Origin of the sequence: Muricauda sp. SCSIO 65647 (assembly GCF_021534965.1) — a bacterium.
Lineage (GTDB): Bacteria > Bacteroidota > Bacteroidia > Flavobacteriales > Flavobacteriaceae > Flagellimonas_A.
The window spans coordinates 1065133-1079376 of record NZ_CP091037.1; the positions used below are offsets into that span (position 1 = coordinate 1065133).

Here is a 14244-nt window from a genome sequence, read left to right on the forward strand (position 1 = left end):
ACATGCAGTCAATATTGGAAACGGCAGATTGGTGGGTTCTTGGCAGTTATTTGGCAGCCTTGATTGCCGTTGCCGTATGGGTAGTGCTTCAAAAGAACAAAAATACCGAAGACTACTTTTTGGCAGGTAGGAATGTTGGCTGGTTTGTAATTGGCGCTTCCATCTTTGCTTCCAATATTGGTTCAGAGCATGTTGTGGGTTTGGCGGGCACAGGTGCCGAATCAGGTATGCCCATGGCGCACTACGAACTTCATGCGTGGATCGTGCTGCTGTTGGGTTGGTTGTTTCTACCCTTTTATTTTAGAAGCAAAGTGTTCACGATGCCAGAATTCTTGGAAAAACGTTTCGATAGTAGGTCACGTTGGTTTCTATCTGTTTTTTCATTGGTAGGGTATGTCATCACGAAAGTATCAGTGACGATTTATGCCGGTGGAATAGTCGTCTCAGAGCTTTTGGGCATCCCCTTTTGGTACGGCGCTATCGGTATTGTCCTCTTCACGGGCGTCTACACTGTGATTGGAGGCATGAAAGCCGTAATCTATACGGAGACGTTACAAACCGTTATCCTTATTGTCGGTTCATTGATCATTACCTATTTGGGATTACAGGAAGTTGGCGGGTGGTCAGCACTTCGCGATGCTGCCGGGAGTGCGCATTTTAATATGTGGCGCCCAATTTCAGATCCTGATTTTCCATGGACAGGAATGCTTTTTGGCGGAACCATTGTAGGAGTCTGGTATTGGTGCACCGATCAATATATTGTACAACGCACTTTGGCCGCCAACAATATCAAAATTGGCCGTCGTGGTGCCATATTCGGGGCCTACCTAAAGTTGTTGCCCATTTTCATTTTCTTACTTCCGGGAATCATTGCCTTTGCCCTTTCACAGCAAGGTGTACTGACCTATGAAAAAAGTGATGAGGTATTTCCTGTTTTGGTAAAAACCCTATTGCCTGTTGGACTTAAAGGACTTGTAGCTGGTGGATTGATGGCTGCATTGATGAGTTCTTTGGCGTCCGTTTTTAATTCGTGCTCCACTATTTTTACTATGGACATCTATAAAAAATTAAAACCAAAAACCCATGAAAAACGTTTGGTGAATATTGGTAAACTGGCTACCACCATAGTTGTTATTCTAGGAATTATTTGGATTCCGATAATGAATAAAATTGGAGGTGGGGTCCTCTATCAATATTTACAAAGTGTACAATCATACATTGCCCCGCCCATAACAGCGGTTTTTTTGCTGGGCATTATTTGGAAGCGTGTGAATTCAAAAGCGGCGATATTTACGCTGTTTTTTGGTCTAATCGTTGCCGCGGTCCGTATTCTTGCTGAAATCTATCAAACGCATTTAACGGGCCTCGCATTGACCTTTGCTACCATCAATTTTGCCCATATGGCGATTTTTATGTTCATCTTTTCCATAATCACGTGCATTACGGTCAGTTTGGCTACCAATCCACCGAATTATGCTACCATACAAGGACTGTCTTTTGGTACTTTGCGTGAACAGGACAAGGTTGTGAACAAGCAAAGTATTTCTACCATCGACATTGCTCTATCGGTTTTATTGTTGATCGTGGTAATCTCGGTTTTATGTTATTTCACAGGATAAATCTCAACTATGGAGAACTCTTTAAAAAGAACTTGGTTTTTGGCAATGGTGGTTTCCTTAGGGGGGTTCCTCTATGGGTTTGATGCTGCAATCATCTCAGGGGTAATGAATTTTGTGACACCAGAGTTCAACCTCAATACTGCACAGCAAGGATGGATCCCCAGTTCGCCGTTATTTGCGGCCATGTTTGCCATGCTCTTCTCTGGAAGAATAAGCGATGTGATCGGGAGGAAGAAAATGCTATTGATCGTCGCATTTCTCTATGCACTTTCAGCCCTTATGTCTGCCTATGCGATTGGCTATCATATGCTATGGATAGCAAGGATGATCGGTGGGGTGGCATTCGGAGCCGCACTGGTTATTGCACCGGTCTATATCGCTGAAGTGTCCACCGCCAAGTCAAGGGGCAAATTGGTCTCCATCCAACAGTTGAATATTGTTCTGGGCTTTTTTGCGGCTTTTTTGAGCAACTATTATTTCAACGAAGCCTATACATCGGGCACAAGTTCTTTTCTGACAGTTGAAAATGTATGGAGATGGATGCTGGGTGTGGAGTTTATTCCGGCTACTGCATACTTTGTTTTATTGCTTTTTGTACCCAGAAGCCCGCGTTGGCTTTTTGTTACGGAAAGGGATGGGGAAGCTCGTAAGGTTCTGATTTCACTACATGGTGATCAACAGGCAAAAGATGAGGCCAAGTCCATTTTGGAAAGTCTAAAGGCATCAAGAAAGAGTCATGACAAAGTCGGTATAAAGAATTTGTTCAACAAGTCATTAAAGTATGTTATTGCGGTCGGGGTGGTAATTGGTATCATCCAGCAAATTACAGGCATCAATGCGGTATATTACTACGCCACATCGATCTTTCAACAGACGGGCATTGGCACCAATGCCGCTTTTTTATCAGGTGTACTGCTGAGCTTTACCACTGTGGCCTTTACCCTAGTGGCACTTTTTCTAATAGACAAATTGGGACGACGCCCTCTCTTTCTGGTCGGTCTTGCGGGCATTGCTATAAGCATGCTGCTTTGCGGATATGGTTTTAGTAAAGCTACCTATGAGTTAACAAGCGCTAAGGTGAACGTGTTCGATGAACCAATCCAGCAACGATTGGAGATGTATGTAGACAAGGTTTACGATAACGATATTGATTTTAAAAATGATATGAAACAAGCCCTAGGGAAAGAGACTTATGTAAAAAATGAGAGTGCCATTCTTGAGGTTGCCACAAATATGAACCCGGTTTTGGTACTCATTGGAATTTTAGGTTTCGTTGCCTGTTTTGCCTTTTCATTGGGTCCGGTTATGTGGGTGATGCTTTCAGAACTGTTTCCGAATCGCTATCGTGGTTTGCTCATTGGGTTCATTGGGTTTTTGAACGGTTTTTCAAGTTGGCTGGTCACTCAGATTTTTCCATGGGAACTGGCCAATCTAGGCAATGCGAAAACCTTTTTTGTTTTTGGTACGGTTGCACTAATAGGGTTTTTTATCCTTTTCAAAATATTACCTGAAACCAAGGGAAAATCCTTGGAAGAACTAGAAGCTGAATTGATAAAGTAATGAGTTATATACAAAATCCAATAATAAGAGGTTTTAATCCAGATCCTTCAATTTGCAGGGTAGGCGATGATTATTATATCGCTACATCGACCTTCGAATGGTTCCCAGGAGTTCAAATTCACCACTCCAAAGACCTCAAAAACTGGAAACTTATCGCTAGGCCCCTCAACAGGATCTCTCAGTTGAACATGAAGGGTATCCCCGATTCTTGTGGTGTTTGGGCGCCTTGCTTGACCTATGACAAAGGTGTCTTCTATCTGGTTTTCACTAATGTAAAGTCATTTGACGGAGTATGGAAAGATACCCCGAACTACATGGTAACCACAACAGATATATTGGGAGATTGGAGCGAACCCATCTATTTGTCTTCTAGAGGTTTTGATGGCTCACTTTTTCATGATCCAGATGGAAAAAAATGGTACGTGAGCATGCTCGTAGATCACCGAAATGGTAAGTTCTTTGGTGGAATCGAAATGCAGGAATACGATCCGACTCAGAAAAAACTGATTGGCGAAGTTCACTATATAACAAAAGGAACCGACCTGGGTCTGACCGAAGGGCCGCATTTGTATAAAAGAGATGACTATTATTATATAGTATTGGCCGAGGGGGGTACGGAATACGGACATGCCATGAGCATAGGAAGAAGCACCTCAATATTCGGGCCCTATGAGTTTCATCCAGAAAACCCGCTCATTTCAGCAGCGGAGGAAAAAAACAACGTACTTCAAAAAGCTGGTCACGGAGATTTGGTCCAGACCCAAAACGGGGATTGGTATGCTGTTTTTTTGGTTGGAAGGCCACTTACCACACATGGCAATTGTACTTTGGGTCGTGAAACTGCCATTGAAGAGGTTGTTTGGAGAGCTGGTTGGCCTTGGCTGAAATGTGGAGGCAGAATTCCTAGGGAAAGGATTCCAATGTCAAAGCTGCCTGAATACGCATATGCTGAACCCAAAGAAATAGTGAAATTCGACAATGGTGATATTCCTATAGATTTTCAATCTTTAAGGGTACCTATTTCACCAAACTGGTGCAGTCTCAGCGCGAGAAAGGGCTTTTTGAGACTTTATGGCAAAGAATCCCTGACTTCTTTGCATAACCAAAGTCTTTTGGCCAGGAGAATCCAAGATTTTCATGTCGTGGTTACCACAGAACTCGAATTTCATCCCACAAACATCCATCACATGGCAGGTCTTGTATTTTATTACAATGCGGGCCACTACCATTATGCATGTATAACCTCAAATTCTGATGGCACCAAAAAGTATTTGAGCGTAATCTCTTCAGACAACTATAAAATGAGCTTTCAAGATGAACTGGAAGATATTACCACTTTTGATTCAATCGTTCTTCGCGGAGAGATGAATCGAGACCAACTTCAATTTCAATATAGCACAGATGGTGTGAATTTTAGAAATATGGGTCAAGTTCTAGACGCTGGTATACTATCTGACGATCACGTCAGAAATGGCAGAAGTCGCTATCGCCCGGCATTTACTGGAAGTTTCGTCGGAATGTGTTGCCAAGATTTGGAAATGAACGCGCACCATGCAGATTTTAAGTGGTTCGCATATAAAGAAATCAATACACAATACGAATGAATTTTATTTCAATACATAAATCCCTCTTTTCAAGAATGGAAAAAATAACATATTTCCTATTTCTTTTGAGCATAGTGAGTGGGTATGCCCAAGAAACCTCTTCGCATTTTGACTGGTCGGGCTATGAAAAATGGGAGAACAAAACCGTCTATTCCAAAACCTACGTTGTCGACCAAAAACACCAGCATGCCTCCGATACAAATGAAGGCACTTTGCAAAAGCCCCTGAAAACCATTAATAGAGCCGCCGAATTGGTAAAGGCCGGTGAAAGGGTTGTAGTATATGGAGGTGTTTACCGAGAAACCATTTTTCCAATAAATGGAGGAGAATCCAATAGTAAAATGATTTCCTATGAAGCGGCACCAGGAGAGGAGGTCATTGTCAAGGGTTCAAAAATATTAAGTGCAAAATGGGAACAACGAAAGATTTATACAGATGTTATAAAAGACACCACTTTGAGTTATACCTGGTCAAGAAAAATATGGGTAACCACCATACCCGATACTTTTTTTGAAGATGGATACTTTCCTTTAAAACTGCCCAATATACTACCGCAAGAACATAAGTTGATGCCATGGGCCAAGTTGGTAAAGAATATATCACCTTATACATCGACAAGGGGATTGATCTTTCAAGATGGGAAACGCATGGTTCAACTGGAAGATTATGGGGATCTGACCCGTGTTCCCGGTTCTTTTTGGGTGGATGCCGATGGTAAGACCATTCATATCCACTCTTTTGACAGTGGTAACCCCAATAGTTCGTTGTTTGAGGTGGCCATACGAAGCCATTTGTTCAAACCAAAACAGGTAGGGTTGAACTATATACAGGTTCGAGGGTTCACATTTGAGCATTGTGCCAACGGTTTTTTAAGGACAAGTACTGGAGCGGTGACAACACTGGGAGGTCAACGGTGGATAATTGAAGACAATACCATCAGGCATGTTAACTCATCAGGATTGGAATTTGGATATATGGCCTATGAAACTGAGGATCCAAATACTGAAAATTTTGTCAGGGAAAGAAAAGATGACATGGGTTTCATGTTGGTTAGAAACAATCATATATACGACTGTGGCACAGCAGGCATTAGAAGTTTTGTAGTATCAAATGGGATAATCGAAAATAACCACATCCACCATATAGGATGGCAAGACGCTGAAAACTATTGGGAATGTTCAGGAATAAAAATGTTGGTGACACACAAAACTTTGGTATCAAACAATCATATACATGATATTCAAGGTGGCAACGGAATATGGTTGGATTGGGACATTAGATACTCAAGGGTCACCCAGAATGTCATTTACGATGTTCAGAACATTCAGGGAGGTATCTTTGTCGAGGCCAGTCACTATCCCAATTTGGTTGACAACAATTTTGTTTGGAACATAGATGGAAACGGCATCTATGCCAACGATACTGACTATTTAATGGTGTATCACAATATGGTTGGCAATACTACTGGCAGCGTCGTTCATGCCATTGTGCAAACCGACAGATTTCAAAATGGCAGAAAACTGACGGCCGAAGAAAATCGTGTTTTCAATAATGTTTTTGTCGACACCAGACCCATGCGCTTCAGTGCGAATTCAAATTTGGTCGACCACAATGTGTATATAAAAACCAAGCAACCCGATTATATCGACCTAAAAGAACTTAGAGCCAAGGGTCATGATGAAAACAGCATTCAAATAAATGGTCAGGTAGCGTTGAATAGAGAAGCCTTGTACGTATTTTGGAAGAGTACTGATGTTATCGAAAAAGTACCAAGATTGCCTGAGGTTTCATTTGATCTTTTCAATAATCCTCGCACAGCGGAAGTACTTCCGGGTCCGTTCAACTTTCTTAACAAGACAATAATTCCATTAAAAGAACACTAAAAACAGTAATCATGAGAAAACAGGTATTCATACTTTTTGGTCTTGTACTTCTACTTTCTTGTATGGGAAAAACGCACGAGAACATAAGTGAGGCAGACTTACAGGAAAAAGCGTCAAGAGAATTGGCCAAGTTCGAACCCAAAAAAGGTGTATTGCTATTTGTAGGGCAAGAATTGGAGGCCGTTGGCGGGCTTGACAAATACAATGATGGTTATCTAGACCATTTCGCAAAGCCTGCTGGATGGACTACCTATAGCAATATCAGCCCAGGCCTAATGTCATTTGGTCGTACCCAAACAGGCTTGGATGGTCTGTTTGAAACCCACGATTGGGGAGACAGTGATTATAATGCCACTTTACAACATAATGATAAGAACTATTCAAATATGGCAATGGCCATTGGACTTGGTTTGGTCAATCACGAAGAAAAAGTGGCTGACGGCACACATGATGCATATATCGATAAGCTGGCGGATTTTTTATTGTCTTTGGGAAAGCGCCCTGTTTTTCTACGAATAGCTTATGAATTTGATGGAGACCCATGGAACCATTATGATAGGGAAACCACTATTGCGGCATATAAAAGAATCGTGGATAAGTTGCGTGACAAAGGGGTTGATAATACGGCCTATGTTTGGCAATCGACCGGGTTCATTTCAGGCCAAGAGCATTTAGAGGGCTGGTATCCTGGGGATGACTATGTGGATTGGTGCGGAGTGTCATTTTTTAATCGCTGGAAGGAAATAGAAATGTTTGAATTCGCCCGAAAAAAAGGAAAACCAGTTTTCATAGCGGAGGCAACCCCTACCATCTCAGATTATGGCGGTAAATTATACGGACTGACCAAGGAGACCCAAATGGGTAATCCGCAACAAGCCGAAGAGGCTTGGCAAAAATGGTTTTTGCCCTTCTTCAACGCTATTGAAGAGAATGCCGATGTGGTCAAGGCCGTACATTATATTAATTGTCATTGGGATTCACACCCCATGTGGGTTGACAATCCGACCTTTAAGGGAATCGATGCCCGCTTGCACCTAAGTGATTCCATAAGCAAAAGATGGATTGAACGCACTTCGAAGGCACCTTTTATCTTGTCTTCAGAAGATCTATATGATAGACTTTACAACAATAATTAGAACCTCTAAAAAATGGACTTCAAAAAGATTCATGATACATTTTGGGACCAAGGATACATCATCTTTGAGAAGTTTTTTGACGACACTTTGATGGATGGTTACAATGAAAAGATATTGAAACATTATGGGGTAAACCCCAATTGGGAACATACAGATGAGTTTATTTCAAAATCAGCAGTAGAGGTCATCCCATGGTTTCCCTATCGCGACGGTTCCGGCGGTTTTGACGGAATAGATAAAGACGAGGATTTTAACCAAATTACAGATGCAATACTTAAAAATGGGTGGAACAATCTTTATTGTATGATGATGTTTTCAAAAGCAGGGAGTAAAGGTCAGGCCTGGCACCAAGATTGTCCACCAGAAAATCCCATTAAGTATAATCTTAATCGTTTGGTATATACCCATGACATCACAGATGAAACCGGAGGTGAAATTGTAATAATGCCAAAGGCCCATAAAGCGGGAATACTGCCAGTTGGGAAACCTCATGAGGATATTGAGGGACAGCTGATCTTTCAACCAAAAAAGGGAACCGTGGTTTTTTTACACGGTCACTGTTTTCACAGGGTAATGCCGGTCAAAAAGGACAGAATTTCCACAAATTTTAGAGCAGTCCCGATAGGTACCCCAGAAGACATTACCGATATCTGCGTATATAGAAATATGAGATATCGCTTTTCAACTTCGGAAGTCATAGAGGAAAGACAATAAGTATGCCTATTACAACATGGACAAAACGATAAAATGGGGCATTATTGGTCTGGGCCGAATTGCAAAGTTGTTTGCAGAAGATCTAAGACTGGTTGAAGATGCCGAATTAGTAGCCGTAGCTTCGAAGAGTTTGGAAAGGGCAAAAAGCTTTGCCAAAGAATTTGACAATCCAAAGGCGTATGCGTCCTACGAAGAATTGTTCAACGACGTCGATGTCGACGTGGTTTACATAGCAACACTGCATCATACCCATTGCCAATACAGCATTGAGGCCATGAACCATAAAAAACACGTTTTGTGTGAGAAACCAGTTGCTATCAGCCAAGACGAAGCCAAGCAAATGGTAGAAGCATCTTTAAGAAACAACGTCTTTTTCATGGAGGCCTTTTGGAGTCGGTTCAATCCTTCGATCGTAAAAATAAAGGAACTAGTTTCCAAGGGAAAAATAGGAACCCTGAGGTACATTAATGCTGAATTCACCTTTTATAAGTTGGACGACGACCCAAAATCACGCTCATTGAACGTTAATTTGGCTGGAGGTTCTCTGTTAGATATGGGGGTATACCCCATTTTTCTGAGTTATTTCCTGCTAGGAAAACCAGCAGAGGTTTTAGCGAGATCCCAGTTTTACGAAACTGGTGCCGAGATTCAAACATCAATGATTCTTCAATATGAAAATGCGCAAGCCGTTTTGTATAGTGGGTTTGCGAACAATACTGACATGAAGGCGAAAATATGCGGTGAAGAAGGTGAAATATTTATTTCTCCTATTTGGCATGAGACACAAGGTTTCCAATTGGTGATCAATGGCAATAGCCAATTCTATGAACTACCGACAAAAGGCAAAGGATTTACCCATGAGATGGATGAAGTTCATGAATGCATCAGAAGTAAAAAAAGAGAAAGCACTAGATGGAGTCATCAAAATTCCCTTGAACTTATGGGCATAGTAGATAAGATTCGGTTAAATTCGGGTATTAAATTCCCATTCGAGGTTTAATGTAAATCGAATATGTCGAAGTTGACACTCAAAGACATAGCAAAACACTTTAAAGTCTCAGTATCTACTGTTTCAAAGGCTATTAATGATAGTTATGAGATAAGTGAAAAACTTAAAGGAGAAATAAAAGAATATGCAAAAGCCCATCATTATAGGCCTAACAAGGTAGCACTGAACCTTATTAACAGAAATACAAAGACAATTGGGGTAGTAATCCCCAATATTCTAAATTATTTTTTTGTTCAAGTTATATATGGCATTGAAAAGGTAACCGATGAGAAAGGATATAGCATCATCACATGCATAACCAATCAATCTTTGGAAAAAGAAACGAAAACGCTTGAACTATTGAGTAATGGCTCCGTGGATGGAGTAATAATCTCTTCTGCCGCGGAAGAGAATGAGCTACCCCATCATGCTGAACATTTAAGGGAACTGTCAGAAAATCAGATTCCTTTGGTCATGTTTGATCGCGTGACCAATTTGATTGATTGTGATAAGGTTATAGTAGATGACTTTGAAGCAGGTTATAAGGCTACAAAGTTTTTCATACAGACGGGTTGCAGAACAATAGCAATCGTTACTCCCATAGTGGATTCCGTAATAAGCAGGTTGAGGATTGAAGGCTATAAAAAAGCTTTGATTGAGAACAATATTCCTTTTGATGACAAGCTCGTTGAGGCAACAGATTCCAAAGAAGACTTGGAACTGACCTTATCCCTTTTGCTGAATTACAAAAAAATCGATGGAATTATGGCCCTTGATGAAATTACCGCGGTCAAGGTCATGAGCATTGTGAAATCGAGGGGGTATCATGTACCCAATGACATATCCATAATTGGCTTCACCAACGGTGAGCTTTCAAAATACGTAACTCCTTCGATTACCATGGTGAGTCAACATGGAATGTATATTGGGGAAACCGTGGCCAAAATATTGATTGATCGAATAGAGAATAAAGACTCAGATGACCAATTTGAAACAAAAACCATAAGGACCAGTTTGGTCGTTCGTGATTCCACTTTAAAACTGGAATAAATAAGTAGTTCAAGCTTCTAAGCCAGTCGGGATATAGAATTCACAGACTTATTTACATTTCCCAAATCAACTTTAAAAAGGCGACTCGGCCCAGGGTCGATCTGGGTAAACTTCTTCTCATGCACGCGTATTTTCCGGCACATGGAGAAACTATGCTATTGATAGGGTTGCCTAATCACGGTTTTCCACTTTTCAGGAGCGGCCCTTCGGATGTCGGAAAGGTAGATTTCATGATGCTTGCCCTTTCTCTCGAAACCTGCATCTTCAATTGCCTTGTGCACTTTTTCGATATTGGGTCCCTCTTCAGAAAATGGTCCGATGTGCATTAGCTGTGCTGTCTTGCCCTCATTGAAAGAGGCGAACCGTATTTTGTCAAGAGCTTTGGGGTTCTTCTTTCTTCTGACCTGTTCAATGGCTTCTTGAACATGTTGCTTGGTAATAAAGTCTGGTTGCATGATCATGGATGTCCATTTCCATTCATCTTTGTTGTCTGGGTCGAAATTCGACATATCATCCATCCACCAAAGGCCTTCTAGGGGCAAAACCCCGTAATCGATACCGATATCTCCTTTCTTGACCATGAACTTTAAGCTATAAGACAGGGCGTAGAGTGCCTCGACTGCCTCTTTATAAGCCCTTGCCGTATTGGGATTTCCTTGTCCATCCACCATCAAAAAATTCATTTCAGGCACCTCTACGAACCCCACTTCTTTAGCGGAGGGCCTGTACAGGTGTTTTAGCCGTTTTTTATAATCTATCTTTTCCATTTTTGTCTATTTTACCATTGTTCTTTTCTATGTGTTATCGCCTACTTAAGGGGCAGATGTATTTCCGTTAGCAAATCATTGGGCCCAGTATCAAACGGTGTATTTATATACCGATCGAAAATCTCGGTATCCCTGAGTTCATGTTCGCTCTTAAGAAGCCACTCCTTGAAAATAAGCTCGTAGATAAGCGGAAAGTTCTCATAACTGCCCTTATAGGTGAACACTGCATATTTTCCGCCTTTCATTTCCTTCATTCCTACCTCTCCCTCGGGCTTAATGTCTTTCTCGATGCTGATACAGGCGTTGTACTCGTATTTTTCATTTTCGGTTATCTCCGGATTGTCATAAGATATTCCGAACATTTTGGTCTTTTCGTCCATCAGGCCTTGGCCGGTTGCGAACTTGAACAATCTGTCCCAAGCCTCTCCAATACTCTCGTGCCCATATTTTCCGAAAACACGGACGAATGCAATTTTCATCGGGGGTATCGTTTTGATTGTCGGACAAAAGTCGAAATTCACTTTCTCGGGTCTATCCATCATATGAAGTGACTTTGGAGTGCTATACTTTTTCCGGTAGGCCGTAGGGGAAAGACCAAATCTTTTGTGGAAGGCGGCACTTAGAGAAGATAGGGTATCATACCCGACCAATTCTGAAATCTCGGTTATAGAAGAGTCAGAGTACCGCAACAACTGCGCGGCTTTCTCAATTCTTACCCGCTTGATGTAGCCTCCGAGGGGTTCTCCCAAATAGGCCGAAATAATCCTATGAAAATGATGTCGCGAAAAGTTGCCGATAGCAGAAAGCTCCGAGAGCTTGAACGGGCTTTCCAGGTTCGCCTGTATATGGTTCAATACTTTGTTGATACGAACCGAGTAATCATCCCTTATACCAACTTTCTTGTCCACTTTGAATCTCTTTGTTGAACAAAATTCGAGTTAATTTTTGGGAACTACTTTCCCAATCTTGCTTTTTTGTTTTTCAAACTTAGTTGAAGGAAGGCCATATCGATATGATGGGGTCAGTGGTGGGCAGAAAAAGAAGCTATTGCCCCAGGCATTTTATCGAACTAGCCTCTTGGTTAAACAAAAAAACCTCAAAATTTGAGGGCTTTCAGTGCGGATGAAGGGAGTCTCTTCGGCTTCACTCAAGGTTAACTTCTCCTCCTGTGAACATTTCAAAAATAAAAACCGCCGATTCTGATTCGAAACGACGGTTTTTGTCTTGAGTGCGGATGAAGGGAGTCGAACCCCCACGCCTTGCGGCACTAGATCCTAAGTCTAGCGTGTCTACCAGTTCCACCACATCCGCATTTTACTATTTTTAAGAACTTTTTCCTGCCTTACTCCTAAGTCTAGCGTGTCTACCATCCCGATAGCTATCGGGACCACCACATCCGCTTAGGGACGGCAAATATACTTCAATTTTTCAATTGTTGTAAATCCGTATTTCAAAAACTTCTTTTTTGTACTTTTAGTTTCCATACTAAATAATTCATGGAAAAAATCAACGACTACCTCAACACCCACAAAGACCGATTCATCAACGAACTCATCGAACTGCTCAAAATACCTTCCGTCAGTGCCGATTCGGCCTTTTCAGAAGATGTGCACAAGACAGCGGAGATAGTACGGCAAAAATTGCAGGAAGCAGGCTGCGACCATACCGAAATCTGTGAGACCAAGGGCTATCCCGTGGTATATGGAGAGAAAATGGTCGGCCCCGACCTGCCCACGATCTTGGTCTACGGCCATTATGACGTGCAACCTCCCGATCCTTTAGACCTATGGAATTCACCTCCGTTCGAACCGATTATCAAAGAAACCGATATCCATCCCAATGGAGCGATATTCGCCCGCGGCGCCTGTGATGACAAAGGGCAGTTTTATATGCATGTAAAGGCATTGGAGTTTATGGTCAAGACCGACCAATTGCCCTGCAATGTCAAATTCATGATCGAGGGCGAAGAAGAGGTGGGCAGCGACAGTCTGGCCGATTTTCTTGACGAGCACAAAGAAAAACTGACCAACGATATCATTCTCATTTCCGACACCGGAATGATGGCCAATGATGTGCCCAGCATCACCACAGGGCTGCGTGGCCTCAGTTATGTCGAAGTCGAGGTAACAGGGCCGAACCGTGATCTGCATTCGGGCATCTATGGCGGTGCGGTACCCAACCCCATCAACGTGCTCAGCAAAATGATCGCCTCTTTGCATGATGAGAACAACCACATTACTATTCCTGGTTTTTATGACAAGGTCGAAGAGGTTTCTACCGCTGAACGGGCAGAGATGGCCAAGGCGCCCTTCGATTCGGAAGAGTATAAAAAAGCGTTGGATATCGGTGACGTTTACGGCGAAAAGGGCTACACCACACCTGAACGCTATTCCATTCGCCCGACCTTGGATGTCAACGGTATTTGGGGCGGCTATACGGGCGAAGGGGCCAAAACGGTCATTGCCAGTAAAGCGTACGCCAAGATTTCGATGCGATTGGTTCCCCATCAAGACCCTGATGAAATCACCGAACTGTTTGCAAGGCATTTTGAAGCCATCGCCCCAAAAGGGGTCAAGGTAAACGTTACACCGCACCATGGCGGTTTGCCCTATGTGACCAATATTGACAGTATCGGTTATAAAGCAGCGGCCAAGGCCTATGAAACCACTTTTGGGAAAATTCCGATTCCAGAGCGGACGGGAGGGAGTATCCCCATTGTGGCTCTCTTTGAACAGGTTTTGGGCAGCAAGACCATCTTGATGGGCTTTGGGCTTGACAGTGACGCCATTCACTCACCCAACGAGCATTTTGGGGTTTGGAACTATTTAAAGGGAATCGAGACCATTCCGTATTTCTATAAACATTTTACTGCGCTTTCAAAAGAATGATCTCAACAAAAAACGAGGCTGTCAAAAAAGCGGTT

The 14244-nt window shown here is 42.3% G+C and carries 11 protein-coding genes and 1 tRNA gene; 9 read left to right on the forward strand and 3 right to left on the reverse strand.

Annotated features, from left to right (window positions below; genetic code table 11):
• Window positions 1-2 precede the first annotated feature (2 nt).
• The 8 genes from L0P89_RS04720 to L0P89_RS04755 are packed head-to-tail and all read left to right on the forward strand — an operon-like array spanning window position 3 to window position 10554.
• Window positions 3-1619: a sodium:solute symporter gene (locus L0P89_RS04720; protein WP_235267250.1), complete on the forward strand. Its 1617-nt coding sequence runs from the start codon at window positions 3-5 to the stop codon at window positions 1617-1619.
• Window positions 1620-1628: 9 nt separating this feature from the next.
• Window positions 1629-3179 (forward strand): sugar porter family MFS transporter, encoded by a 1551-nt coding sequence (locus tag L0P89_RS04725; RefSeq protein WP_235267251.1) that lies wholly within the window; start codon window positions 1629-1631, stop codon window positions 3177-3179.
• A complete protein-coding gene (locus L0P89_RS04730) occupies window positions 3179-4783 on the forward strand; it encodes a glycoside hydrolase family 43 protein (protein ID WP_235267252.1) in 1605 nt (534 codons plus the stop codon). The genes L0P89_RS04725 and L0P89_RS04730 overlap by 1 nt, the downstream gene beginning before the upstream one ends.
• Before the next feature lie 35 nt (window positions 4784-4818).
• A complete protein-coding gene (locus L0P89_RS04735; RefSeq protein WP_235267253.1) occupies window positions 4819-6666 on the forward strand; it encodes a right-handed parallel beta-helix repeat-containing protein in 1848 nt (615 codons plus the stop codon).
• Window positions 6667-6677: 11 nt separating this feature from the next.
• Entirely contained in the window at window positions 6678-7802 is a 1125-nt protein-coding gene (locus tag L0P89_RS04740) for a glycoside hydrolase family 26 protein (protein WP_235267254.1), read from the forward strand.
• A 12-nt stretch (window positions 7803-7814) separates the two neighbouring features.
• A complete protein-coding gene (locus L0P89_RS04745; RefSeq protein WP_235267255.1) occupies window positions 7815-8516 on the forward strand; it encodes a phytanoyl-CoA dioxygenase family protein in 702 nt (233 codons plus the stop codon).
• A gap of 16 nt (window positions 8517-8532) precedes the next feature.
• Window positions 8533-9516: a Gfo/Idh/MocA family protein gene (locus L0P89_RS04750; RefSeq protein ID WP_235267256.1), complete on the forward strand. Its 984-nt coding sequence runs from the start codon at window positions 8533-8535 to the stop codon at window positions 9514-9516.
• A gap of 12 nt (window positions 9517-9528) precedes the next feature.
• Window positions 9529-10554 carry a LacI family DNA-binding transcriptional regulator gene (locus L0P89_RS04755; RefSeq protein ID WP_235267257.1) on the forward strand — a complete coding sequence of 342 codons (1026 nt, stop codon included), beginning with the start codon at window positions 9529-9531 and terminating at the stop codon, window positions 10552-10554.
• A gap of 155 nt (window positions 10555-10709) precedes the next feature.
• Here the strand turns inward: L0P89_RS04755 and L0P89_RS04760 are convergent, their stop codons facing one another.
• The 3 genes from L0P89_RS04760 to L0P89_RS04770 form a co-directional block, all read right to left on the reverse strand.
• Entirely contained in the window at window positions 10710-11321 is a 612-nt protein-coding gene (locus L0P89_RS04760; protein ID WP_235267258.1) for a GyrI-like domain-containing protein, read from the reverse strand.
• A gap of 41 nt (window positions 11322-11362) precedes the next feature.
• A complete protein-coding gene (locus L0P89_RS04765) occupies window positions 11363-12229 on the reverse strand; it encodes a GyrI-like domain-containing protein (protein ID WP_235267259.1) in 867 nt (288 codons plus the stop codon).
• 321 nt (window positions 12230-12550) lie between these two features.
• A tRNA-Leu gene (locus tag L0P89_RS04770) sits at window positions 12551-12632 on the reverse strand.
• Window positions 12633-12817: 185 nt separating this feature from the next.
• Here L0P89_RS04770 and L0P89_RS04775 point away from each other — a divergent pair.
• Window positions 12818-14209 (forward strand): dipeptidase, encoded by a 1392-nt coding sequence (locus L0P89_RS04775; protein WP_235267260.1) that lies wholly within the window; start codon window positions 12818-12820, stop codon window positions 14207-14209.
• Window positions 14210-14244 lie beyond the last annotated feature (35 nt).